27 protein-coding genes are annotated in these 23204 nt (G+C 40.4%); 20 read left to right on the top strand and 7 right to left on the bottom strand.

Annotated elements, in window-relative coordinates; genetic code table 11:
- Window positions 1–39: 39 nt before the first annotated feature.
- From Q360_RS0104980 to Q360_RS0104935, 10 genes are all read left to right on the top strand, one after another.
- Window positions 40–2016 (top strand): alpha-ketoacid dehydrogenase subunit alpha/beta, encoded by a 1977-nt coding sequence (locus Q360_RS0104980; RefSeq protein WP_027076113.1) that lies wholly within the window; start codon window positions 40–42, stop codon window positions 2014–2016.
- A 151-nt stretch (window positions 2017–2167) separates the two neighbouring features.
- On the top strand, window positions 2168–2650 hold the full coding sequence (locus tag Q360_RS0104975) for a lipocalin family protein (protein ID WP_027076112.1): 483 nt from the start codon (window positions 2168–2170) through the stop codon (window positions 2648–2650).
- Window positions 2651–2675: 25 nt separating this feature from the next.
- Window positions 2676–3371 carry an OmpA family protein gene (locus Q360_RS0104970; RefSeq protein ID WP_027076111.1) on the top strand — a complete coding sequence of 232 codons (696 nt, stop codon included), beginning with the start codon at window positions 2676–2678 and terminating at the stop codon, window positions 3369–3371.
- Window positions 3372–3423: 52 nt separating this feature from the next.
- Window positions 3424–4569: an NAD(P)/FAD-dependent oxidoreductase gene (locus Q360_RS0104965; protein WP_245603189.1), complete on the top strand. Its 1146-nt coding sequence runs from the start codon at window positions 3424–3426 to the stop codon at window positions 4567–4569.
- On the top strand, window positions 4569–5279 hold the full coding sequence (locus Q360_RS0104960) for a methyltransferase domain-containing protein (RefSeq protein WP_036195071.1): 711 nt from the start codon (window positions 4569–4571) through the stop codon (window positions 5277–5279). The genes Q360_RS0104965 and Q360_RS0104960 overlap by 1 nt, the downstream gene beginning before the upstream one ends.
- An 8-nt stretch (window positions 5280–5287) precedes the next feature.
- The gene (locus Q360_RS0104955) at window positions 5288–6343 is read left to right on the top strand and encodes a type III polyketide synthase (protein WP_027076108.1); all 1056 of its coding nucleotides are present in this window, start codon (window positions 5288–5290) and stop codon (window positions 6341–6343) included.
- Between the two features lie 172 nt (window positions 6344–6515).
- Entirely contained in the window at window positions 6516–6962 is a 447-nt protein-coding gene (locus Q360_RS0104950; RefSeq protein ID WP_027076107.1) for a 3-hydroxyacyl-ACP dehydratase FabZ family protein, read from the top strand.
- Entirely contained in the window at window positions 6955–8229 is a 1275-nt protein-coding gene (locus tag Q360_RS0104945; RefSeq protein ID WP_027076106.1) for a beta-ketoacyl-[acyl-carrier-protein] synthase family protein, read from the top strand. The genes Q360_RS0104950 and Q360_RS0104945 overlap by 8 nt, the downstream gene beginning before the upstream one ends.
- A gap of 246 nt (window positions 8230–8475) precedes the next feature.
- On the top strand, window positions 8476–8730 hold the full coding sequence (locus Q360_RS0104940) for an acyl carrier protein (RefSeq protein ID WP_027076105.1): 255 nt from the start codon (window positions 8476–8478) through the stop codon (window positions 8728–8730).
- A gap of 8 nt (window positions 8731–8738) precedes the next feature.
- On the top strand, window positions 8739–9164 hold the full coding sequence (locus Q360_RS0104935) for a hypothetical protein (RefSeq protein ID WP_027076104.1): 426 nt from the start codon (window positions 8739–8741) through the stop codon (window positions 9162–9164).
- Window positions 9165–9258: 94 nt separating this feature from the next.
- On the opposite strand, the gene Q360_RS0104930 is transcribed toward Q360_RS0104935, so the two are convergent.
- The 3 genes from Q360_RS0104930 to Q360_RS0104920 all read right to left on the bottom strand — a co-directional run bounded on the left by Q360_RS0104930 (window position 9259) and on the right by Q360_RS0104920 (window position 11350).
- Window positions 9259–10218, bottom strand: a complete 960-nt coding sequence (locus Q360_RS0104930) for a TerC family protein (RefSeq protein WP_036195068.1) — start codon at window positions 10216–10218, stop codon at window positions 9259–9261.
- Window positions 10219–10414: 196 nt separating this feature from the next.
- On the bottom strand, window positions 10415–10924 hold the full coding sequence (locus tag Q360_RS24455; protein WP_027076102.1) for a YceI family protein: 510 nt from the start codon (window positions 10922–10924) through the stop codon (window positions 10415–10417).
- Window positions 10925–11047: 123 nt separating this feature from the next.
- Complete coding sequence (locus Q360_RS0104920; protein WP_027076101.1) at window positions 11048–11350, bottom strand: HPF/RaiA family ribosome-associated protein; 303 nt, start codon at window positions 11348–11350, stop codon at window positions 11048–11050.
- A 186-nt stretch (window positions 11351–11536) separates the two neighbouring features.
- Between Q360_RS0104920 and Q360_RS0104915 the strand changes: the two genes are divergently transcribed.
- From Q360_RS0104915 to Q360_RS22325, 8 genes are all read left to right on the top strand, one after another.
- Complete coding sequence (locus Q360_RS0104915; protein WP_027076100.1) at window positions 11537–11869, top strand: hypothetical protein; 333 nt, start codon at window positions 11537–11539, stop codon at window positions 11867–11869.
- 90 nt (window positions 11870–11959) lie between these two features.
- Window positions 11960–12283: a hypothetical protein gene (locus tag Q360_RS0104910; RefSeq protein ID WP_027076099.1), complete on the top strand. Its 324-nt coding sequence runs from the start codon at window positions 11960–11962 to the stop codon at window positions 12281–12283.
- Window positions 12284–12442: 159 nt separating this feature from the next.
- Entirely contained in the window at window positions 12443–12997 is a 555-nt protein-coding gene (locus Q360_RS0104905) for a DUF4251 domain-containing protein (RefSeq protein ID WP_027076098.1), read from the top strand.
- Window positions 12998–13193: 196 nt separating this feature from the next.
- Complete coding sequence (locus Q360_RS0104900; protein WP_027076097.1) at window positions 13194–13622, top strand: FKBP-type peptidyl-prolyl cis-trans isomerase; 429 nt, start codon at window positions 13194–13196, stop codon at window positions 13620–13622.
- 267 nt (window positions 13623–13889) lie between these two features.
- Complete coding sequence (locus tag Q360_RS0104895; RefSeq protein WP_051554571.1) at window positions 13890–14780, top strand: 3-keto-disaccharide hydrolase; 891 nt, start codon at window positions 13890–13892, stop codon at window positions 14778–14780.
- 79 nt (window positions 14781–14859) lie between these two features.
- Window positions 14860–15621, top strand: a complete 762-nt coding sequence (locus tag Q360_RS0104890) for an SDR family oxidoreductase (RefSeq protein WP_036195063.1) — start codon at window positions 14860–14862, stop codon at window positions 15619–15621.
- A gap of 3 nt (window positions 15622–15624) precedes the next feature.
- Window positions 15625–16137 carry a TlpA family protein disulfide reductase gene (locus Q360_RS0104885; RefSeq protein WP_027076094.1) on the top strand — a complete coding sequence of 171 codons (513 nt, stop codon included), beginning with the start codon at window positions 15625–15627 and terminating at the stop codon, window positions 16135–16137.
- A complete protein-coding gene (locus tag Q360_RS22325) occupies window positions 16137–17363 on the top strand; it encodes a hypothetical protein (RefSeq protein ID WP_036195061.1) in 1227 nt (408 codons plus the stop codon). The genes Q360_RS0104885 and Q360_RS22325 overlap by 1 nt, the downstream gene beginning before the upstream one ends.
- A gap of 15 nt (window positions 17364–17378) precedes the next feature.
- On the opposite strand, the gene Q360_RS0104875 is transcribed toward Q360_RS22325, so the two are convergent.
- The 3 genes from Q360_RS0104875 to Q360_RS22320 are packed head-to-tail and all read right to left on the bottom strand — an operon-like array spanning window position 17379 to window position 20738.
- Window positions 17379–18323 carry a phosphotransferase gene (locus tag Q360_RS0104875; protein ID WP_027076093.1) on the bottom strand — a complete coding sequence of 315 codons (945 nt, stop codon included), beginning with the start codon at window positions 18321–18323 and terminating at the stop codon, window positions 17379–17381.
- A 1-nt stretch (window position 18324) separates the two neighbouring features.
- Window positions 18325–19782 (bottom strand): threonine synthase, encoded by a 1458-nt coding sequence (thrC, locus tag Q360_RS0104870; RefSeq protein WP_027076092.1) that lies wholly within the window; start codon window positions 19780–19782, stop codon window positions 18325–18327.
- A complete protein-coding gene (locus tag Q360_RS22320; protein ID WP_036195058.1) occupies window positions 19779–20738 on the bottom strand; it encodes a Rossmann-fold NAD(P)-binding domain-containing protein in 960 nt (319 codons plus the stop codon). The genes thrC and Q360_RS22320 overlap by 4 nt, the downstream gene beginning before the upstream one ends.
- A 294-nt stretch (window positions 20739–21032) precedes the next feature.
- On the opposite strand from Q360_RS22320, the gene Q360_RS0104855 reads away from it, so the two are divergent.
- Together Q360_RS0104855 and Q360_RS0104850 are read left to right on the top strand one after the other, a co-directional pair.
- Complete coding sequence (locus Q360_RS0104855) at window positions 21033–21329, top strand: hypothetical protein (protein WP_027076091.1); 297 nt, start codon at window positions 21033–21035, stop codon at window positions 21327–21329.
- Window positions 21330–21703: 374 nt separating this feature from the next.
- Entirely contained in the window at window positions 21704–21898 is a 195-nt protein-coding gene (locus tag Q360_RS0104850; protein ID WP_027076090.1) for a cold-shock protein, read from the top strand.
- A 65-nt stretch (window positions 21899–21963) separates the two neighbouring features.
- Here the strand turns inward: Q360_RS0104850 and Q360_RS0104845 are convergent, their stop codons facing one another.
- On the bottom strand, window positions 21964–22584 hold the full coding sequence (locus Q360_RS0104845; protein ID WP_027076089.1) for a hypothetical protein: 621 nt from the start codon (window positions 22582–22584) through the stop codon (window positions 21964–21966).
- Window positions 22585–23204 lie beyond the last annotated feature (620 nt).

Genomic DNA, 23204 nt, shown 5'->3' with positions numbered 1-23204 from the left:
TACATTTATACCTTTATATATAAAACCACCGCCGTACGCATGGATTACAAGCAGTTTCAGGTAGCAGAAAGTATGCAGTTAACGCTATATAAGGCATTGTTAAGGCCAAGAATGATAGAGGAAAAAATGCTCATTCTATTGCGTCAAGGCAGAATCTCTAAATGGTTTAGCGGTATTGGGCAAGAAGCAATCTCGGTTGGGGTCACTAGTGCGATGCAGCAAGAGGAGTACATTCTCCCTATGCACAGGAACCTAGGTGTTTTTACCACTCGAGATATTCCTTTACACAGATTGTTCGCACAATGGCAGGGCAAGGCAAGCGGCTTTACTAATGGTAGGGATCGAAGTTTTCACTTTGGTACACAGGCTTACAAGATTATTGGTATGATTTCTCATCTAGGACCGCAGTTGGGCGTGGCCGATGGTATTGCTTTAGCGCACAAGCTTAAGAAGGAGAAGTGCGTAACTGCTGTATTCACTGGAGAAGGAGCTACCAGTGAAGGTGATTTTCATGAAGCACTGAACGTAGCCTCCGTTTGGAATTTACCTGTACTCTTTTGTGTTGAAAACAACGGGTACGGACTCTCTACTCCAACTAACGAGCAGTTTAGTTGTACCGATATAGCGGATAAAGGCATCGGTTACGGCATGGAATCTCATATTATAGATGGGAATAATATTTTAGAAGTATATACCAAGATCGATACCTTATGCAAGGATATTAGAAATAATCCAAGACCAATGCTTTTGGAGTTTAAAACCTTTCGGATGCGGGGTCATGAAGAAGCTAGTGGCACAAAGTATGTACCTCAGGATATCATGGATACTTGGGCGGCCAAAGATCCATTAGATAATTTTGAAGCGCACTTACTTTCGATTGGGGTGCTATCAGAATCAGAACGGGTAACGCTAAAACAAGAGATACGTGCCGAGATAGAGGGGAGTCTTAAAATAGCCTTTGATGAAGAAGCAATAATATTTAATGAAAGTAAAGAATTAGGTTCCGTATATCAAAAATTTGATTTTAAAGAAGTTAAACCTTCTATACATAAAAAAAATATTCGTTTAGTAGATGCTATTTCAGATGGATTACGCGGTGCGATGGAACACTACGACAACCTAGTGATTATGGGTCAAGATGTTGCGGAATATGGCGGAGTATTTAAAATAACCGATGGTTTTGTAGCAGCTTTTGGAAAGGAACGGGTTCGCAATACACCCATCTGTGAATCTGCCATTGTATCTGCCGCTATGGGCTTATCTATTAACGGGATGAAGGCGGTAATGGAAATGCAGTTTGCCGATTTTGCCTCTAGTGGGTTTAACCCTATAGTGAACTATTTGGCTAAGAGTTATTACCGATGGGGCGAAAATGCCGATGTGGTCATTCGTATGCCCTGTGGAGGCGGTGTTGCTGCCGGACCTTTTCACTCCCAGACCAACGAAGCATGGTTTACTAAAACACCAGGATTAAAAGTAGTGTATCCCGCTTTTCCATCAGATGCCAAGGGACTTTTAGCTACCGCAATAGACGACCCTAACCCGGTCCTCTTTTTTGAACATAAGGCCTTATACCGAAGTGTTTATGAAGATGTTCCAACGAATAACTACACCATCCCGTTTGGTAAGGCTAATCTATTAAAACAGGGTGCTCAAGTAAGTATAGTGAGTTACGGGGCTGGCGTTCATTGGGCTTTGGAAGTTTTATCACTGCATTCAAATATTCAAGCAGACCTTTTAGATTTAAGGACCTTGCAGCCTTTGGATATTGAAAGTATTTACACTTCGGTTAAAAAAACAGGTAAACTTATCATACTGCAAGAGGATAGTCTATTTGGAGGTATTGCAAGTGATATCGCTGCAAGTGTAATGGAAAACTGTTTCGAAAATCTTGATGCGCCTGTTAAGCGTGTAGGCAGTCTAGAAACACCTATCCCTTTTAACGCAGAGTTGGAGCGAAACTACTTAGCGAAATCTAGATTTGAAAAAGAACTACTGGCTTTAATTGCGTATTAAAGGTATCGCGTTAACCTTATTTTTATTTGAGCCAAGCCCAACTTTTGCTTTTGCCCTAGGTTACATGACAAACAATATTTAATTATTACTACGGCACATCCAACAGGGCATGTAATCCGTATATAAGGCTAACAACAAATCTACTTAGTTTATGAAAAAAATGATTTTGCTATTAAGTACTTGTGCAATTACTTTTTCTTCTTGCTCCGTATCCAAGGAGGCAAGAGCAAAACGCAACATATTAAGTGGCTCATGGATATTAAATGATGTATCCTTTGCCAACAACACAGGAAATTTTAAGGCAGTACTTTTCAATGACGTCGAAGACATTTGTTTAGAAGGCAGTGATTGGTTCTTTCGCGATAACAATAGTACCGGAAGGTATACGATTTCTCCTTCCACACTTTGTAATGGTGGGGACCGCTTTATCCGATGGTCTGTAGTGGAGCGCGAAGACAATAATAGCAGTCAACTTCAGTTTAAGTTTATTGATGAAAAGCTAAAGGATATTTCTGGTGGTGTTGGTTATCGTTTAACCATAGAAGACTTAACGGAACAAGCCATGCGCCTTTCTTCCAACGTCATGGTAGACGGTGCATCGGTATCGGTGGTTTACGAATTCAGTAAAAAATAATTTACCTACTTATACATATATACAAATGAAAACAAGACTAGTAAGAAGTTCGGCATACATTATGGCTTTTGCAATGATTATGAGCTGTAGTACGATAAAAAATGCAAATAAAACTCAAAAAGGTGCCGGTATTGGTGCCGCGGGTGGCGCCATTATAGGTGGTGTCATCGGAAATAATGTCGGCAACGGCAACAATACGGTACTTGGCGCAATCCTTGGAGCCGCACTTGGAGGGGCCGCTGGCGGTTATATAGGTAACCGAATGGACAGACAAGCAGAGCGTATAGAGAATGAAATTCCTGGTGCAGAAGTAAAAAGGGTAGGTGAGGGTATCAATGTAACCTTTACTCAAGACGCCGGCGTATTTTTCGATAGCAATAAAGCTGACGTTAAAGGGGCTTCGGCTGCAACCTTAAATAAATTGGCCCGTATATTTATGGAGTATCCAAATTCCAATATTTTGGTAGAAGGCCATACGGACAGTAGTGGTGCAGAAGACTATAACATGAGTTTGTCTAAACAACGAGCAGAATCTGTTGTGGCATTCCTTAATACGAAAGGCATAGGTTCCAATAGGTTTACTACGAAGTGGTATGGTGAAGCGCAACCTATTGGAGATAACACAACTCCAGCAGGTAAGACTCAAAATAGAAGAGTAGAGCTTGCCATAGTTGCAAGCCCAGAGTTAAAACAAGAAGCAATGAAGGAAACGGGGAACTAATAACTCTTTGTATTTCCTAAATTAAAATCCCTGTATAAACAGGGATTTTTTTTTGGAAAGACGTATCTTACCCTTGTTGGAAAAAAAGGATGTAATTATCGTAGGGGGTGGGCTTGCAGGGCTTACAGCGGCTATAGCTTTATCAGGATTTGGACATCGTATATTGCTGTTTGAAACCAATGCATATCCACATCATAAAGTATGCGGAGAGTATGTGTCAAACGAGGTACGACCATACCTAGAGCACTTAGGAGTAGATCTTATTGCTGCAGGGGGGGTTTCTATTACAGATTTTGAGATCAGCACTCCAAATGGAAATAAAATAACAACGACGCTTTCGCTAGGGGGGACAGGAATAAGTAGGTTTCTTTTTGACGAGCTTCTTTATAACAAAGCGAAATCCCAAGGGGTGGAGTTCATATTTGCCAAAGTTGGCAACATCCAGTTCGCTGCTAACACCTTTACCGTAGCTAGCGAGGGCAATACTTACCATGCTACCGCCGTAATAGGTGCATATGGAAAACGATCAAGCTTAGATAAAACCTTGAAACGAGCCTTTAGTTTTAAAAAGCAGGATTGGCTAGCCGTGAAAGCACATTATAAACATCCCAATTTTGCAGAAAACCTAGTAGCCCTGCATAATTTTGAAGGTGGATATGGCGGACTATCCAAAACAGAAAATGGAGCTGTAAATTTCTGCTATCTTGCACATTATGATACGTTTAAAAAGTATACGGATATCGATGCTTTTAATCGTGTCGTGGTCTCTAAAAATCCGTATCTAAGAGATTTCTTTGAGGAATCCGAACCTATATTCGACAAACCTTTGGCCATTGCCCAAATTTCTTTTGATAAAAAAGCGCCCGTAGTAAATCATATTATCATGTGTGGAGATACCGCCGGACTCATACATCCGCTTTGCGGCAATGGGATGGCTATGGCGATACATAGTGCCAAATTAGCTTCAGAAGCGATGCATGTATTTTTAAACGACCCGAAGAAAGACCGCAACAAGTTGGAACACGAATACACCAAAAGATGGAATACCTTCTTTAGGAATCGGTTATGGTTCGGGAGAAAATTACAGCGGCTACTTTTGGATGATAAATGGATGAATGCTGGTTTAAAACTAGCTGGCCGCTCCAAAGGAATCTTAAATTACGTAATTTCGAAAACCCATGGTAAACCTATCTTATAATGATTGATTGGACGCGAAGAAGTGAGCAGATGGAGCTCATGGATAACTATGAAGGACCTATTAGTGAGCTAGAAATTATTCTGAATGATATTACTAGGGTAAATCGTATTTTAGGCGGAAACAAAATTACGGTAGACGCTGTATTTAAATTGATACAAGAGGTTTCTAAAAAATCGTATACGATTTTAGATATGGGCTGTGCCGATGGAAATATGCTCCGAAACATGGCTTTGGAGGCTAGAAAGCAAAAAATAAAGGTGCAATTAATAGGCGTAGACCTAAGTGCAGATGCGCTGGTCCTAGCACGCAAGGCTTCGATTGATTTTCCTGAAATTAGCTATTATGAAAAAGATATTTTAACAACAGATTTTTCGGATTTCGAATGTGATATTGTGACCACCACCCTAACGATGCATCATTTTAAAAATGAAGGAATATTGAAGTTTATTCGCCAGTTTGAGCGCTTGTCTACTATGGGTATCGTTATTAATGACCTACAACGAAGCAGGGTGGCCTATACACTCTTTAAGGGGTTTAGTCTTCTTTTTATTCATACCAAAACCGCAAGAATAGACGGATTAATATCAATTACTAAGGGTTTTTCCAAATCAGAATTACAGACATTCGCGAAATCCCTACCCAATCTAGGCCATAGTATTTCATGGAAATGGGCCTTTAGATATGTATGGGTGATGCGTAAAAAGCGATAAAACAATATATGAATACAACAAGAATAGTAGCCGTTACCAAAACACTGCCAAAGTATTGCAGAGAAACTAAGGAAATACTTCCTTTTGTGGAGTTATGGCTGCAAGATCAGGATGAGCGTTTTAAGCGCAAGGTCATTAAGATTTTTGAAGGTGCCGCAGTAGATAAACGGTATAGCATTATGGACCCAGAAGAAGTGTTTTTGGCCACATCTTTTGAAGCTAAAAACACTATTTATGCGCGAGAATGTAAAAAACTAGGGACAACCGTGCTCCAAGATGCCCTTACGAAAGCGAACTGGACTCCAGAATCATTGGATTACATTATTACGGTAAGTTGCACGGGAATTATGATTCCGTCATTGGATGCTTATTTAATTAATGAATTAGGCCTACGGCAAGATGTAGTCAGGCTTCCAGTAACAGAAATGGGTTGTGCAGCCGGTGTTTCGGGACTAATTTACGCGCATAATTTTCTGAAGTCTAATCCAGACAAAAGAATAGCCATTGTTGCGGTAGAGAGTCCCACCGCAACATTTCAACTGAATGATTTTTCCATGGCAAACATGGTCAGTGCTGCGATTTTTGGTGATGGAGCGGCATGTGTATTACTATCCTCAGAAGAAACAGCAGAAGGACCTAAAATACTTGGAGAGGAGATGTATCACTTTAAGGATACCGCCCATTTAATGGGGTTTGATCTTACAAATCATGGTCTAAAAATGATTTTAGACCCAGCGGTACCGGAAACAATTGCAGGCCATTTTCAAAATATCGTACATCCTTTTTTAGAGCGCTACGGAAGTGATATCTCAAAAGTGGATCATCTTATATTTCATCCAGGAGGAAAAAAAATAGTGCAAACGGTAGAAGCCTTATTCGGTAGTTTAGGAAAGAATATTGATGATACCAGAGCGGTGCTGAAGCTTTACGGGAACATGAGCAGTGCGACGGTGCTATATGTGCTAGAGCGATTCATGGAGAAAGATATTTCGGCAGGGGAACAGGGCTTGGTATTGAGTTTTGGTCCGGGGTTTTCTGCACAACGGGTGCTGCTGGAGTGGTAAGCACCATTAGGTAGTCTTACTGAGCAGTAAAAGAGGTATTGAAACAAAGCCCCAGCAATGATGCGGCTGAGGTACTTTATTTATTTCCAAGAGGATACTTAAAATAGCGCACAACAACTATTATAAAATTAGAGGGTGACTAAAGTCTAGTCTCCGGTGAGAACATGAAACAATGAACAAGGAGCAAATACTAGAATTTCTTCCCTATGCCAAACCTTTTCTCTTTGTAGATGAGCTATTAGGCGTTGATGATAAAGGGGCGGAGGGACGTTTTACTTTTTACGCCACCATGGATTGCTATACCGGGCATTTTAAGGAATATCCTGTTACGCCGGGGGTGTTGCTTACAGAATGTTGTGCGCAGATAGGTTTGGTCTGCTTAGGTATTTATCTTTTAAAAGGTGAAAAAAACCTGAATAAGATGAAAATAGGGATGAGCAGTTCTCAAATGGAGTTTCTAAAACCGGTTTTGCCAAATGAAACAGTACGTGTAGTTTCTAAGAAAATCTATTTTAGATTTCAAAAACTAAAGTGTGACGTACGTATGTACGATGCCAAAGGCGAAATGGTCTGTAAAGGCATACTGGCAGGAATGTTAACAACTAATGCTGATGAATAGACGTGTGGTAATTACCGGTCTGGGTGTATGTGCACCCAATGGTGTGGGACTCAACGACTTCACCAATGCCCTTACGCAGGGCAGAAGCGGAATTCGATTTCAATCAGAATTGGAGCGACTTAAATTTGGATGTCAAATAGCTGCTAATCCATTAGTTAAAGATAATATTCTAAATAATTACTTCACCCCTTTGCAGTTGCGAGGATTGAACGCTTCCGGTATCGTTTATGGGGTTATTTCAGGTATGGATGCCTGGGCCGATGCAGGTCTTGAACCGAATACCAGTACAGAACCTTCATGGGATTACGGCATCTTGTTTGGCACTGGTATTTTGGGGGTGGATAAGTTCCGGGAAGCTATTTTGATGATCGATGGCCAAAACGTAAGGCGACTGGGTAGTACAAGTGTTCTGCAGACCATGGCAAGTGGTATTAGTGCTTATTTGGGAGGGAATTTGGGCTGTGGTAATCAGGTATCAACCAACTCAGCTGCTTGCACCACAGGAACAGAAGGTGTTTTAATGGGGCATGAGCGTATTTCTAGCGGAAAGGCAGAAGTTATGCTTGTGGGGAGCTGCAGCGATAGTGGTCCCTATGTTTGGGGCGGTTTTGACGCTATGCGAATTTTACCTAGAGGATATAATGACAACCCTACGGAAGCAAGCAGACCCATGAGCGCATCGGCAAGCGGTTTTGTTGTGGGGAGTGGGGCAGGAGCCCTAGTATTAGAATCGCTAGAAAGTGCAGAGAAACGCGGAGCAAAAATATATGCTGAGGTTTTAGGCGGAGAGATTAATAGCGGCGGACAATTGGGTGAAGGTTCTATGACGGCACCCAACAGCATAGCGGTTCAGCGTTGTATTCGTAATGCAGTACAAAATGCAGGAATCGAAGCTACCGACATCGATGTAATAAATGGACATTTGACAGCTACTGCAAAAGACAGTCTTGAAGTGGCAAATTGGAGTGCAGCATTAAATCGAAAAGGAGTAGACTTTCCTTATATCAATTCATTTAAAGGCATGATTGGTCATTGTTTGGCAGCGGCAGGAAGTATTGAATGTGTAGCTTCGGTTTTGCAGTTTAAAGAGGGTGTGGTTTTTGGAAATGTCAATTGTGAGGATGCACATCCAGAAATAACTGCTATTATATCCGAAACCAGAATCCCGCGGACAACGATTTCCTATCGTCCTAAAGTTATTGCAAAAGCAAGTTTTGGTTTTGGTGATGTGAATGCATGTGTTATTTTTAAGCAGTATATAGATTAGGCTATTTTTTTTTGTGTTACTGCGAGAGTAAAAGAATACGGTAATCAGTGGCTGTTGAAAAAGCGCTATTGAGTAATCAAGTAAGGATTTGGACGAAACCCATATAGATTCACGTGTAGTTTTTAAACTGATAGTTGCTGTTGCCTTTAAGACCGTTGGATTAAATTCTTTCGCAAAAGTCAAAAAAGTCTATTCCCGTTAAAAAAAAGTAAATAAAAATTATAAATTAAAAGTATAGGTGTTATCATGACAAAAGAAGAACGCTACGAAAAATTAAAAGATATTATTAAAATATATCTTCCTGAGGATGTGAATATAACAGCTGTTCATGAGAACAGTAACTTTATTACAGAATTAAATATTAATTCGGCTAGTTTGGTAGATATAGTATTGGATGTAGAGGATGCATTTGACATCCGTTTGGAGAACGAGGATATGGATGAAATGCTAACGGTGAAAAATGCCTTGGACATCATCGCTACAAAACTTGCTGCAAAATAAACGGATACATGCGTAATTTTATAGCTTGGGCACTACCTCGTTTACGAGCAGATAAACGCTTGATAGCCTTGTATTGCGCAGTCTACTTCATTTGGGGTTTTGGAATGGATTGGTTTGGTGCTCAGGTAGAAATAGCGCGATTTACCTTTTGGTGGCAAGTGATTACCTGCTACCTCTTATATATGATTCCTATTTCCCTATTGTTACGCGGTTTGCCCTTTCATACACAATACGCTTACGGATTAATAGCTATGGGATTTTTAGAGTTTGGAGGGTACGCCTTAGGAACTTCTTTTGCCTATCCTAATAATTTGTTAGATGCCTTTTTTGGAGAACGAACTTTTGCGTTGGGTATGGCACTCTTTTTTGCCTTATATTTTCCACTAGGAAATTGGATGGTAGGGAAGCTGTTTGCTTTCTTTTTTAAATCCTAAATTGGGCGAGGGCTATAATTACGCTTGGCACCCTTGGTCTTAGTAAAGGTTTTCACCGCAATTAAACCAAAGCATTAGCTAAAAAAGGAGTTCATTATTTCTCTTTTGTTTCGTCTGCCGTTTTATCGGTAATAAAGAGAGATGCTAATACACCGGTCAACAGTGCTATAGATATCACAGATAGGGATACCCACTCTGGAAACTTAATGTGATGTGCCAATAACATTTTTACACCCACAAAAGCGAGAATAACCACAAGGCTGTAATTAATATACCTAAACTTCTGTAACATTCTAGAAATTAGGAAGTACATAGATCGTAAACCGAGAATCGCCAAAATATTAGAACTGAAAACGATGAAAGGGTCAGCGGTAATCGCTAAAATAGCCGGGATACTGTCCAGTGCAAAAAGAATATCCGTAAGTTCAATGACGACCAAGGCAACAAATAGCGGCGTAGCGGCCAATACGCCCTTTTTTCGGATAAAAAAATCGTGTCCTTGAATAGTCGTGGTTATCGGGTATATTTTTTTGAGTTGTTTAAATACAAAAGAGTTTTGAGGGTTGAAGGCATTCTCATCGCCTTTTAACATTTTATAGGCTGTAAATAGTAGGAAAACACCGAATACATAGATAATCCATTCAAACTTGGTAATTAAGGCAACTCCGAAAAGAATCATTAGGGCTCTAAATACGATAGCTCCCAAAATACCCCAAAACAGTACTCTATGCTGGTAGATAGCTGGAATTTTAAAGGAGGTAAAAATGACAGCGATTACAAAAACATTGTCAATACTTAGAGAAAGTTCGATGAGATAACCTGTAATGTATTTTAGGACCGCATCATTAGGGGTGAGTCCGGTTGGATTTTCGGTTAGTCCTGATGAAAATAACCAATAAATTACACCACTAAAAGCTAGTGCAATTGTCACCCATATAGCTGTCCATATACCTGCTTCCTTAGACTTTATTACATGGTCCTTCTTGTTAAAAACACCAAGGTCTACTGCTAAAAACACAATAACACACGCTATAAAAATAATCCAAACCCACATAATAACTTATTTTAAAAATGCAAAGTTAAACATCATTTTTAAAATCGGATACTACAAAAACAAAGATTATGAACTTAAAAAAAACAATTTCTGTGGACTATTTGAATGGATAAGTCGGAAGTAAAAGCAATCCGAAGATAAAAAGGATATTACGATGTGTACATATAGGGAAAGCATGCTCAAACAGCCTAAAACCTTATGCTAACTTCAGCACGAACGAAACGGTGACTTTATTAGATTCCCTACCTTTTTTAAGGATGGTGATATTAAAATCACTAGTAAATAGGGTAGTGGACCCGGTGAGGGTGTCACCATCTTTTTGGAATAGTATGATTATCGGTTTGGAGATGCCTTTGAGGGTGAGTGTCCCGTATACGGTAATTTGTTCCGCAACAGTCTCTATTTTGGTGCTCTTAAAAGTAATAAATGGGTAGTTATCCACATCAAAATATGTAGCTCTCCGTAGAGAAAAATCACGAATAAAATTACCCGTTCGTATCGTTTCCGATGCTACTTGGCCTATGATGACTGAATTTTCTAAAGTATCCCAATCGATAACGGAAGAAGAACTAAAGTCCGAAAGGGTACCCGAAACGTCTTTTTCAACGAAGGAAAACGCTACGGTACCTTCTTGTATTCGTGTACCTTGGGCATGAAGTCCACAAGAAATAGTGATGAAGAGGCAGCAGAAAAATAAATATTTCATTTTTAAAGAAGGTTAGTAAAAATGGGAAAAACGACACCATATAATTTTGGCTTACTGCTACGCTAGTAACAGTAAGCCAAAATTAGCTAATTTCAATTGCTATGTTAGCAATGTATTAGAGTTCTAATGCGATTTCATTTTAGCCTTTCGACGTTGTAATTGACGGTCTAGTTCTTTAATTGTTGCTGCTATGGACGCTTCAAAGCTTGCGGTGCTGGACTCTGCGAAAAGTCTTGGCCCAGGAGCACTTAGCCGCATGTTGCAAATCATTCCTGTATCTGAAGAAGACGTATTCTCAGTTTTAAAAAATACATCGGCTCGGACAACAAAATCGAACTTATCCAATAACTTCTCTAGTTTTTCGGCGGCCATAATTTCTAAACGGTTACTGGCCTTCACATTATCATATTCAAAATTGATATTCATACCTTGTTATGTTTAGTAAAAGGTATGAAATTCTACTGAAATGAGATACCTATTTTAACGTAAATTTTAGGATTAATTTAAAAAAAACACCATTAATTGCTGATAACGTGATATTTATCATATTTGAATAGAAATAATAGGTGTTACTTTATCTGCTGATTTAAGAGTCCTATAAACAAACGGAAGATGAAAGCGCAAAAGCAAATACAGGTGCCAACAGATTTTACGCGCTTTACGTATCGTATGAATAGAAGCTATAGTGATTTGTTGCAGCTTAGGCTAAAACTAAATTCCTATACCTATGAACCCAACACCTACGGCCAATACGAGACAAAGGCTATACTGCTGCAGCAATTAACCGTAGTGATAGCTGAACATTTAGAGGTATTAGCGAGCGTAAAGCATAAAATATGGAATGTAAAACAAGGAATTTCCAAGATACGTTATCAACTTTCCACTACCAAAGCGCTGGATGAAGCCATACACACCTATACGTCGGAACGTAGTTCGTATTCGTAAAATTTTTTAGTTTTTTAGTTGTAAAGAAGTAGGTAAACCACGTTGTTAGATAAATAATAGTACTTTGCAATATAACAGTATTATAACAAAATGAAAAAGCTTCTGTTTTGTGTCTATTGTATCTTTGGATTTCTGGCTACTTCTGTTGCGCAAGTGCAGCAAATAGATGCTATATATAACATGCTGCCGGAGGAAGATACCCCCTTAATACTAAGATTTGAACCCAACTTTAAAAGTACCGTCAATAAAAAGCGTACCCTTTTTAAAATGGAGCGCCAATATATAGACACGATGCAGGTTTCAGATAAGAAAAAACAGCGTTTGTTGCGAAACTTATACAAAGACATATATGCGGGTACTTTTGAAAAAATAGGCATAACGGATACGGTTTTTGTGGTTGAAATTGATGAATAGAGTTTCACCTAACATATTTAGTGGTAGTGCTGTATGCGTTAATACAGCACAAGGGGTATCAAATCTTAACCCAACGGACCGGATGACGGGTTCCAACAAGAAAATTAAGCCTAATAAAGTATGACTTTGAGAATTGAATTAAAGTATAAACTACTGCTGATGAAAGGAATTGTAATAGTACTTGCCTTTGGATTATTTTTAGGGTGTAGCAGTGCGACTAAGGTGTCCCAGAACGCAGAAACCGTTGCTGCATTTATCAGCTTTGTTGAACAAAAAACATTTCAATTTAGGGCAGATACCGCGTACCCTATGACAACTCAAGCTTTTAATTCAGTTGCCAATTCGGGAATTTTACCTCCAGGCAGTACTTCAGGGGCTATTCAACTGATTGGAATTTCCAATTTCATAAAAGTGTACGGAGATAGCGTCTCCGGTAATCTACCATTTTACGGCGAACGCCAATTTGGAGGTAGACGCACGGCTAATGCAGGGATTGAATTTAAGGGCATACCGAAAGCATATAGTCAAACGTATAACGAAGCCAAAAACCGATATGACATTGCCTTTGAAATTTCCGATAAAATGGAACGGCATCAGGTAAACATAAAATTGTTTCCCAATATGTCCGCCAATGTTTCGGTCAATAGTAATCAACGCAATACTATTCGATATGCAGGCACTGTTGCAGCTATTGAAAGTGATAAAAAAGAATAAGCTACTTCGTGTTATCTCCCACGCATATCCTAATCGTGGCGAAGCTATAGTGCCTAAAGTTCGAAATTATTGAGTATTTATGCTGTTTTTCGTTAAAAAAGGCTTAAAAATAGAAGGTTTCTGCTTGATTTTGGGTTTTCTGTATGAAGATCAATACCTTTGTAGTTCGATAAAGTGAAATATAGAAAACAACAACATGGGTAAAGTAAAAGAAGGTGATGTAGTTTTAGTACATTATACGGGTAAATTAAGTGATGGTCAGGTGTTTGATAGCTCCTTGCAAAGAGAACCTCTTGAAGTAACATTAGGGCAAGGAAGTTTGATTCCCGGTTTTGAGAAAGGGCTTATAGATATGGCTCCTACCGATAAAAAGACGATTCTTATTGACAAGAAGGATGCGTATGGCGAAAAGCAGAAAGAGCTTTTCCAGACGGTACCGAAAGAACACTTACCAAAAGACATGACTCCAGAAGTAGATATGGCACTTGTAGCTTCAAATGAAGATGGCTCTGAGAAACAACTGCGTATTGCTGAAGTGAATGAAAACGACATCGTAGTAGATGCTAATCATCCATTGGCAGGGCAAGACCTTACGTTTGAGCTAGAATTGATGGAAATCAAGTAGTTCTTCTAACAGCTTCATATAATAAAAACCGCCTGTAATTAGGCGGTTTTTTTATGCGCAAACTTTATGGGGCGTAACGGAACAAAATAAACGACCTATAATCGCTTTGGGTTTATGGAACATAGTATTGGCAAGAAATGATACCGATTAGAGTCCCAAGGCTTCTAGACAATTTTGTATTTTTAGACAGGAATAGTAGTTCACATAAAAAGAAGACCGTATCCCTATTCCTATTTTTTTATAAATGGTTGCAAAAGCAAGTGTAATATGAGTGTATCAAAAAGTGCTAGTACCTATACCTATTTCCATTTTATAACACTTAGTATAATCTTGCTCCTATGTTCCTCCTGCGCAGAAACCCATGCCGATCCGGACAAGGAGGATTGGATAGCCCTTTTCGATGGGGCCAACTACGCAGACTGGACACCAAAATTCGCAGGTTATGAACTTGGTGAGAATCATAAGAATAGGTTTGTCTATGCTGATAGCCTCTTAAGTGTTCGGTATGCAGAAACAGATTCATTTAACGGAAATTTTGGACATCTCTACTATAAAAAGAAGTTCTCGCATTACAAGTTAAAGGCGAAGTATAGATTTGTTGGGGAGCAAATGAAAAACGGTCCGGGATGGGCATTTCGGAATAACGGACTAATGCTTCACTGCCAAGATCCAAAAACAGTGGGGCTACAACAGGATTTCCCCATTTCCTTAGAACTACAGCTCTTGGGAGGTGAGGGTACAAAGGCCCGTAATACGGCTAATCTCTGTACGCCTGGCACTAATGTCGTTATGGGAGACAGCTTGTTTACCCCGCATTGCATCAATTCAAATTCAGATACCTACCCTGGAGACCGTTGGGTAGATGTGGAGGCCTTGGTACTTGGCGATTCTCTTGTGCAACATATCATGGAAGGGCAGGTGGTGCTAGAATTCAAGAACCCAACCATTGGTGGCGGTAATATAGAAGGATATCTAGAAAGCGCTTATCAACAGGGAAAAGAATTAAACGAGGGGTATATTGCCATACAAGCGGAGACACACCCCATAGATTTTAAGTCCATTGAACTTTTAGACCTTTGCGGCTGTATGGATGAAACCGCTACCAACTACAAATCCTATTATGTTAAAGCAGATAGGGCCGCCTGTGTGTATAAGTAAGGAAATGTGTAGGCTGACCAAAGCTGGATTGTAAACAAGCAGTGAAGTATTTTAGGATGGATTCAAAATAAATAAAGGTATGACCAAGATTGATGTAGAAGGAAAAACGATACTCTTAACGGGCGCTTCCGATGGTATTGGTAAGGCAGTGGCAGATTATATGATGGAAATGGGAGCGAAGGTAGCTGTTCATTACAACAGCAATAAAAGCGCCGCAGAAGCTTTGGTGGCAAAACATCAAAATGGCTCCAAGGCTTTTCAAGCCGATTTATCAGAGGAGCATGAGGTAATCCGACTCTTTGAAACTGTGGTGGCCTATTTTGGACAAGTGGATGTCATCGTTTTAAACGCTGGGGTGTTCTTGGAACAGCCAATGAGCTTGGATACAGCAGCGTGGCTAAAGGTATGGAAACGAACGATGGCTATTAATTTAGATTCGGTAGGCCTACTCACCAAGTTGGGACTGGATCATTTTATAGCGCAGGGTGGCGGGCGTTTTATTTATATCGGAAGCAGGGCGGTTTTTCGGGGAGAAACGCAGGAATTCCTCGGGTATGCTGCTTCAAAAGGAGGAATCACTTCCTTGGCCCGCAGTGTGGCGCGGTCCTTTGGTAAACAAAATATAAAAGCATTTATAGTCGCCCCAGGATTTACACGAACTCGCATGGCCGAAACCTTTATTGAAAGCCATGGAGAAGAAAAAATCCTTAAGGAGATCGCATTGACCGAACTTACCAGACCAGAAGATTTATCCCCACTCATTGCATTACTATGCAGCGGAGGAATGGACCATGCCACTGGTACTACCATAGATATGAACGCTGGAAGCCATATTCGATAGCCTATGAAGTTCAAGACACCTCTGCTTATATTTTTCGGACTAGTACTTTTTAGTTGTAAAGAGCTACCGAAAGAAAAGAAAAGCGACGCTGAGAATCTGGTTATAGAAGCGGAACACCCCGCAGTACCCTCTTCCTATTCCGATTTGGAAGGCAATCCAATAGAGCTTGCTGAGTATAAAGGAAAGCGGGTGCTTTTGAACTATTGGGCGACCTGGTGCCGCCCATGCATCGAGGAAATGCCCGATTTACTCAAATTACAAGCTATTTTGGAGCAGGAAAACTATGTTTTTTTACTGGCCTCGGATGAGTCGGTTGAGAAAATAAAGACCTTTAAAGCTGCTCGTGGGTTTGATTTTAAATTTATCACCTATAACGGAACCTACGGCGCACAACAAATAAATGCCCTACCCGTCACCTTCATTTATAATGAAATAGGGGAGCAGGTGTTTCGCTTTGATGGTGCCATGGATTGGAACACTCCAGAACTAATTGAACAACTAAAAATCCTAGACTAATGCGGTATCAACCTTATTTAATTTTACTATTTTATTTTTGTATAACAAATTGTAAACAAGCGACTAAAAGCCCTGAACCGGAAGTTTTAGTTAGCCTAGTAGAAGAGGTGCCATCTCCGGCCGGAGCCTCGAGTTCTTTACCTCATTTAGCAACCAATTCCGACGGAACCCTAGTATCATGGGTAGAAACCAAAGGGGATTCTTTGACTACGCTTTTCTTTTCTGAGCTGGAGAACGGCATATGGCAAGAACCCCAAGCTGTTGTAGCGGGTGGTGATTGGTTCGTTAATTGGGCTGATTATCCTATGATTGCTGAAAACAACGGAAATTATTGGTCACATGTATTGAAGAAGTCCGCCAAAGGCACCTATTCCTATGACGTGAAAATGACCATAAAGGCAAAGGAAAGCACCAACTGGGAGACAAATAAGGCGCTGCACACAGACGGTACCCCAACCGAACATGGTTTTGTAACGGTGCTGCCCTATAAAGAGGCATTTTTTGTGACCTGGCTAGACGGCAGGAATACCGAGGAAAACGAAGCAGGGGAACGAGGTGCTATGACACTTCGAGCAGCGGAGGTAGCTGCAAATGGGGAGGTAAGCCATGAAAACGAATTGGATGTAAGTACCTGCGACTGTTGCCAGACCACGGCAGCTATTACTGATAATGGTCCTGTTGTGCTCTACCGCGACCGCTTGGAAGACGAAATTCGGGATATTAGCATTGTACGGCAGGTCGATGGAAGGTGGACAGCCCCAAAAACTATTTATGCCGATGGATGGAAAATAAAAGGATGTCCTGTAAACGGCCCCAAGGCAGCTGCTATGGGAAATAATTTGGTCGCTGCTTGGTTTACGGCTGCACAAAACACTGCTAGGGTACAGGTAGCCTTTTCTAAAGATGGAGGGGAAAACTTTGAAAATCCTATCGTGATTGCAGAAGGAACGACAATCGGTAGGGTAGATGTGGTATGGGTAGATGAAGAAACGGCTGTTGTGAGTTGGATGGATATAAAAGAAAAAGTAGCCAGCTTGAACGTGGCGAAGATTTCAAGAACAGGGGTGGTCTCTAATACGGCAACGGTAGTGGCCCTGAACGGCTCTCGCCAATCTGGATTCCCGCAACTAGAAAAAGTGGATGATATGTTGTATTTCGCATGGACCGATGTCACTAAAACCGATACGCGGGTACGCATGGTAAAGATGTCTATCAGTGCACTTTAGTACCGGTACAGGATATTATACCTCTAAAATTTTTAAAAAGGCATCCTTGGGGATGCTTTGTACATGCGTTGCCAAGACCTGAAGATGCCTATAATGATTGTACATGCTGGCATCTGGGTTTACATAATTGAAGTTCTTATGGCGCCAAAAGGCCATAGAGGCTGCGGCATAGATGGTAAACGCTTGTAATGCGTCTTTCTCTATATCGGATAGTTGTGTGTGTTTTTGATAGCCCCTTAACAGCACATGCGCCTTTTGTAAAGCTATCTTTTTTTCATTTTCACAAAGGCCAACAATGGCCATGCCCAAGTCAAAGACGCGGTAATACTGCGCAGCTTCCTCAAAATCCATGATACGGGCCGTTTTTAGATCAGTGCTTACGATGACATTACTGTAAAAAATATCGGAATGAATCAGGGATTTTGGCAAATCTTCCGAGCAATAGCCTCCTATGTACGTATGTATGCCATCCAGCCATTTTCCAAACGCAGAATCTGGCATATACTCCTGTACTTGTTGGAATGATTCCCGCCCGTAGGATATCGAAGTGGGCAGGTAGTTTGGCGCGTCTAGCCTATGCAATTTTCCCATTTGTCTTCCTACTTCCGTTAGCATGGTATCCGGCAGTTGGGGCATGATGTTCCCGTCTAGAAACCGCTTTACGATTACGGGTTTCCGCTGCCAATGTGAAATCGGTTCATCGGTACTGGTGTGGAGTACTTGGGAAGTTTCAAAATTATGGGCAGCCAAATAATCTAGTAAAGCCACCTGTTCACGAGCCTGCTGTGTCGTTTTTTGCTCGCATAGTGTGAGTACATATTTTTGCGCACTAGCCGTAATTAAGTAGTTGGTGTTTTCGGAACCACCGCTTAAAATGGAGTAGGAGTCTACAGGATATATTCCGTAGACCTGCATTATTTCCTTAATATCACTGGGGTTTAAATCAGCGTAGTTTGGCATATTAATCCTTGATTGTATGGGCAATATCCCAATCTGCGTTCATAATATCGAGTAAGGCTTCTTCAAGATGGTCATGAGAGCATAAATACACCTTTTCACACTTGTTCTTTGCCTTTTCAATGGAGTGATGCCTTCCTTCTTCTGGCAAGCTATCTGTGTGCAATGCACGTGTAATAACATCTGGGAATTTTGCAGGATGCGCGGTCACTAAGCAAATCATTTTCCGGTCCCCGAGCGCTTCTTTTACGGCGTCTGCAGCAGCCAAGGCAACAGCGCCATGAGGGTCTAACAAATAGCCATCGCTAGCGTAGATTTCTTGTATGAGCTGTAGGGTAGCGGCATCAGATATACTGGCCGATAGAAACCCTTTAGTGTATTCTTGATAGGTTGTTGCATCAAAACGAACCGACCCTTTGGACAAAAAGGCAGCTGACCATTCTTTTATTTTGTGCGCATCCCCAGCAACACAGAAGTATAAATAGCGCCAGAAATTATACGGAATTAATATATCTATGGCAGAGGAGGGTGTCTCAAAAATAGCATTTTTAGAAAAAACACCCTCCGAAAAAATACGGTGTAAACTGGCATTCGTATTATTCGCAATAACGAAGGTGTGTACAGGCAGTCCCATTTTACGAGCGAAACCACCCGCACACAGGTTACCAAACCCACCAGACGGAACAGCCATATCTACGTGCTCACCAATGGTATCTACCGTTTTTAAATAGCCGTAGAAATAATGAACCGTTTGCATTAGTATGCGGCCCCAGTTGATAGAATTTACGCTAGAGAGCTGCACTTTATCCTTAAACGATTTGTTTGCATACAGTTGTGCAATAACCAAGTCTAAATCATCACCCCCATCGGGACAGTTAGAAACGCCAACAGGATGAATATTCGAATGGGGTAAGGTGGTCATCTGCCTTTCTTGCGCTTCTGTTACCATCCCTTTAGGATAGAGTACCCAAGCAGATAAATTTGACTTTCCGGCCGTAAAATAGGCGGTTGCCGGACCCGTATCGCCAGTTGTTGCGACAATTAGCGTTCTGTATTCCTTCCGTCGTTTTAAGAAAAAGTCGACTAAATTTACTAAAAAAGCAAGACCGACGTCCTTAAAAGATAGGGTAGGACCATGGAATAGTTCCATGATAAACAGGTTTTTACGGCATTTCAATTGATGTATTGGAATAATAGCTTCTTTTTCAAAAGGTGCATAGGCCGTTTGTAGTAGTTCTCTAAGTTCTGCTTCGGTCATACAAGCCCTATCAATAAAAAGGGATAATATCTCAAAGGCGAGGTCTACATAGGCTAGGTTTTTCCACTGGCGCAATTGCGTGTGCGTAATGGTCGGTAAACGGGTGGGTACATATAAGCCACCATCACATGCGAAACCATCAAGAATGGCAGTCTCGAAATCTACGGGGCTACCGCCACCCTTATTACTTACATACTGAATCATCCTTCGATTTTAGTTATATATTTCTCATAAACTGCAGTGGTAATCATGATATCCTGTACCGCCACACCGGTAAGGTCTACTACGGATATCTGTTGTTCGTTGGAACGTTGTAGGGGTACATTTTGAATTGCGGTGCCCAGTTCCGAAACTTTGTGTTCCGCAATTGCACCGCTAAGGACCGCACGATAGATTTCCCCGCGACTTCTGCTTTGCGGTATACTATCTGCGATTACAAGGTCTGCTTTGCTTAGAATAGCGCTATCTAGCTCTTGCTTATCGGAGGTATCGGAGCCTACGGCCGTAATATGGGTGCCAGGTAAAATGTCTTCCGATTGTAATAGGGGTTTTTCGGTAGGGGTCGTGGTGACGATTAGGTTCACCTGTTGCGCCAGCGCCGCAGGCGTTTTAGCAATCTGTACGTCATACTCCCCATCAAAAACTGCTTTGAACTCCTGTACATGGCTCGGGTTTCTTCCCCAGACCCAAACGTTTTTACAGGTAGTAACCTCCTTCAAATACTGTAGTTGCAATTTCGCTTGGATGCCTGTTCCAAGAATACCGATACCGGTTACCGATTTTGGCGCAAAGAATTTTGCGGCAACAGCACCTGCGGCAGCGGTTCTAATATCTGTCAGATGCCCCTCATCAAGTAAAACAGCTACAGATTCCCCTGTTTTTTGGTTAAAGAGTAACATCATACCTTGACTCGACGGAATTCCCCATTGGGAATTCCCATAGAATCCAGAAGCAATCTTAATGACATAAAAATCAGTGTTTTTAATGTAGCCGTATTTGATGTGCACATCACCAGGAGGGTTATTGAAAAGGAGTTCTCCAACCGGTGGTACTACCGTATTTCCATTACTATACTGTTTAAAACCCTCTGCCATAGCGGTCACGACATCGATATCTTTGAGCAGGGATTTGATTTCGGAAAGTTGGATTATTTTTGTCATGTTGTTTGATTAAGGTTCGGCGCCATGCAAGGTACTAAATGAGCAAATCTAAAATAGTATTTCAACGGTACTTTATCAGGCCTAGATGCTATTAAAGATGATGTTTGGACCTTATCAGTATCGTATAACCGCTTGGGAATTGGTCGTGTAGTTGCCTTTCACCTCAAAACCAGCTACCTACATGCCACATGATCTAGTTGGAAAACCGCTTGACAAGATACGCCCAGCCGATAAAAAGAAATTGAACAGACACACGAATCAAAGCAGTCTGTTTGCTTCCTATGGCGGTGTTTCTTGAAAAACATCCCAAATAGGAATAGGCAGGAAGCGCAACAAAAGAATGCTACTGCCCGTGGCCGCTTTTTTGGTGTATTGGTGGGAAAAGCAATACAATACCCAAAAGTAATTCTACCGCACCACATGCATAAACGAATAGGGTCTTGGCTGGTAAAAAAGCAAGAACGAAAAGTTTGTAAAAAATGGGATTCACAAAGTGCTGAATTCCCGCATCGCCTAGAAAGACCGCCAATAGTAGTTGTAAAATTTTCCAAAGTAGTTTTATTGCGGTTTATATGGTGGGTATTGGGGTAAGGTATAATATCACTAAAGAGTACAGATATACACTGAATTATAGTTTGGGGTTTCAACGTGCTACGTGTACTTGAAAATGAGAAATCAGTAAACTTGAATGTGACACACTTTTTAAGAACAGGGATACGATTAGAAAAGATACCGCTAGTAGAGCTGAATGGTTCCCGTAATCCGAATACCAAGCAACTAAAAACGGAGATGATTAGGTGTATTTGAAGTGGACCAATGTTATTTAAATCTAGCCAAAGTTGAAAATCGAAAAAATGTAGACCGATGCTTTTTAGAGCAGTAGTTCCAAACCTTGTGCTGTTAAAATTTGTGGCATCATATTTGAACCGATGTACGTGTTTATTAATATTAAATTATATCACATTATGAGTACAGGAACAGTAAAATTCTTCAACGATGCTAAAGGCTTCGGATTTATTACAGAGGAAGGTTCAAACGATGAACATTTTGTTCACATTTCAGGATTAGTAGATGAGATTCGCGAAGGCGATCAAGTTGAATTCGAACTAACCCAAGGAAAAAAAGGATTAAACGCAGTTGACGTAAAAGTTATAGCATAAGGCGATTAAACTTTAAAAAAAAAGGCCCATCAGTACTGATGGGCCTTTTTTTGTTTTAAAAATAATTAGCATGCTAGGAGTTCAGATTGTTCTGGAAAAACAACTTCATATTCAAAGATTAATATATCCATAACAGATTTCGGTGTGATTGTATACGCATTAGCTGTTGCAAAATGTATGATTTCTAGGGGTATAGTTTCATAATTAATACTAGTAATATCGATGCCTAATTTATGCGCTAATAGTTTACCTAGGGTATCATTGCGGTAGAAAATAAGTGTGCTTAACAGTTCTTTAACCAATTGAATTTGTAAAATCAGTTGGTTGTGCTCCTTTGAAAAGGTGTAATTCATTTTACAAGACCTACAGCGAACCACTAAAAGCTTTTGCTGGCAACCCCAAAGCTGCATTTCGTGACCACTGCAATTTTTACAGCAAGAAATTTGCTGACCAAAATCTTTTAGATGTAGTTGTAAATCCTTGTATTGTTCAATCGCTCCTTCATTTTTCGTTATCCACAAGTTTTGTTTTTTCTTGTGTTTCTGGAGCGCAAAACCAAAATACCAACAAAAGAATACGAAAGCGGAAAATGACAATGATATTAGCATCAAAGGCCAAACATCAGCAATGAAAGATATAACAGAGAGTGACTCTGGTGTATGAAACAACGTTTGTTGCAAAAACATGGGGAACGTTTTATTAAAAAATTAATATAAAAAATATTTGGGGTATATACTAATTTCTCTGTATATCATTTAAACTTTTAAACCATTTGGGGCTTTTATCTTCCAAACAGGTGCAACAGAACTTTTTGTTCACATTTCAAAATGTGTAGATACGCTACGTAATATATGAGAGCTTTTCGAAATTTTCCGGTGTATGATTAGTAACGTGGGCGAGATGTAATATTTTAAGCAATAGATAGATATGCGGTGCCAGGGTATCATCTCGCACAACATATTTAGAGGTATTCAATCTTTACAATTGTGGTCGTCTTGTAGATACGAGCGCCGTATACAAAAATTTTCTTATTGATGATTTTTAAAGTCCGCGAGTGGTAGTGTTGGAATTGGTAAGTAATAGGGGTTTCTATATGTTCTATTTTACATAATATATATTATAGAACATTTTATAGCATATTAGCGAATAGCCTATTTGCAGGCTATTTTACATAATTATAGCTATCGGCCTTTAGGACTATATCGGTACTAATTATGTAAAAGCCAATTTGCGGGAACCTTGTGCCAAAGTTTAAACCAAGTAGCTATAATTCCCTTAGCCGCATTAGCTCGCGAAAAAAGAAATT

This window comes from Maribacter antarcticus DSM 21422, assembly GCF_000621125.1.
Taxonomy (GTDB): domain Bacteria; phylum Bacteroidota; class Bacteroidia; order Flavobacteriales; family Flavobacteriaceae; genus Maribacter; species Maribacter antarcticus.
This window is presented reverse-complemented; position numbering and strand designations above follow the sequence as displayed.

Bases quoted from the DNA above. Each gene is read 5' to 3' on its own strand.
- thrC (WP_027076092.1), bottom strand. From the start codon at position 19,782: ATGATTCAGTATGTAAGTAATAAGGGTGGCGGTAGCCCCGTAGATTTC.
- Q360_RS0104940 (WP_027076105.1), top strand. From the start codon at position 8,476: ATGACAAAAGAAGAACGCTACGAAAAATTAAAAGATATTATTAAAATA.
- Q360_RS0104945 (WP_027076106.1), top strand. From the start codon at position 6,955: ATGAATAGACGTGTGGTAATTACCGGTCTGGGTGTATGTGCACCCAAT.
- Q360_RS0104975 (WP_027076112.1), top strand. From the start codon at position 2,168: ATGAAAAAAATGATTTTGCTATTAAGTACTTGTGCAATTACTTTTTCT.
- Q360_RS0104890 (WP_036195063.1), top strand. From the start codon at position 14,860: ATGACCAAGATTGATGTAGAAGGAAAAACGATACTCTTAACGGGCGCT.
- Q360_RS0104885 (WP_027076094.1), top strand. From the start codon at position 15,625: ATGAAGTTCAAGACACCTCTGCTTATATTTTTCGGACTAGTACTTTTT.
- Q360_RS0104920 (WP_027076101.1), bottom strand. From the start codon at position 11,350: ATGAATATCAATTTTGAATATGATAATGTGAAGGCCAGTAACCGTTTA.
- Q360_RS0104980 (WP_027076113.1), top strand. From the start codon at position 40: ATGGATTACAAGCAGTTTCAGGTAGCAGAAAGTATGCAGTTAACGCTA.
- Q360_RS0104845 (WP_027076089.1), bottom strand. From the start codon at position 22,584: ATGTTTTTGCAACAAACGTTGTTTCATACACCAGAGTCACTCTCTGTT.
- Q360_RS22325 (WP_036195061.1), top strand. From the start codon at position 16,137: ATGCGGTATCAACCTTATTTAATTTTACTATTTTATTTTTGTATAACA.
- Q360_RS0104895 (WP_051554571.1), top strand. From the start codon at position 13,890: ATGAGTGTATCAAAAAGTGCTAGTACCTATACCTATTTCCATTTTATA.
- Q360_RS0104970 (WP_027076111.1), top strand. From the start codon at position 2,676: ATGAAAACAAGACTAGTAAGAAGTTCGGCATACATTATGGCTTTTGCA.
- Q360_RS0104850 (WP_027076090.1), top strand. From the start codon at position 21,704: ATGAGTACAGGAACAGTAAAATTCTTCAACGATGCTAAAGGCTTCGGA.
- Q360_RS0104950 (WP_027076107.1), top strand. From the start codon at position 6,516: ATGAACAAGGAGCAAATACTAGAATTTCTTCCCTATGCCAAACCTTTT.
- Q360_RS24455 (WP_027076102.1), bottom strand. From the start codon at position 10,924: ATGAAATATTTATTTTTCTGCTGCCTCTTCATCACTATTTCTTGTGGA.
- Q360_RS0104930 (WP_036195068.1), bottom strand. From the start codon at position 10,218: ATGTGGGTTTGGATTATTTTTATAGCGTGTGTTATTGTGTTTTTAGCA.
- Q360_RS22320 (WP_036195058.1), bottom strand. From the start codon at position 20,738: ATGACAAAAATAATCCAACTTTCCGAAATCAAATCCCTGCTCAAAGAT.
- Q360_RS0104910 (WP_027076099.1), top strand. From the start codon at position 11,960: ATGAAAAAGCTTCTGTTTTGTGTCTATTGTATCTTTGGATTTCTGGCT.
- Q360_RS0104955 (WP_027076108.1), top strand. From the start codon at position 5,288: ATGAATACAACAAGAATAGTAGCCGTTACCAAAACACTGCCAAAGTAT.
- Q360_RS0104900 (WP_027076097.1), top strand. From the start codon at position 13,194: ATGGGTAAAGTAAAAGAAGGTGATGTAGTTTTAGTACATTATACGGGT.
- Q360_RS0104875 (WP_027076093.1), bottom strand. From the start codon at position 18,323: ATGCCAAACTACGCTGATTTAAACCCCAGTGATATTAAGGAAATAATG.
- Q360_RS0104960 (WP_036195071.1), top strand. From the start codon at position 4,569: ATGATTGATTGGACGCGAAGAAGTGAGCAGATGGAGCTCATGGATAAC.
- Q360_RS0104935 (WP_027076104.1), top strand. From the start codon at position 8,739: ATGCGTAATTTTATAGCTTGGGCACTACCTCGTTTACGAGCAGATAAA.
- Q360_RS0104905 (WP_027076098.1), top strand. From the start codon at position 12,443: ATGAAAGGAATTGTAATAGTACTTGCCTTTGGATTATTTTTAGGGTGT.
- Q360_RS0104915 (WP_027076100.1), top strand. From the start codon at position 11,537: ATGAAAGCGCAAAAGCAAATACAGGTGCCAACAGATTTTACGCGCTTT.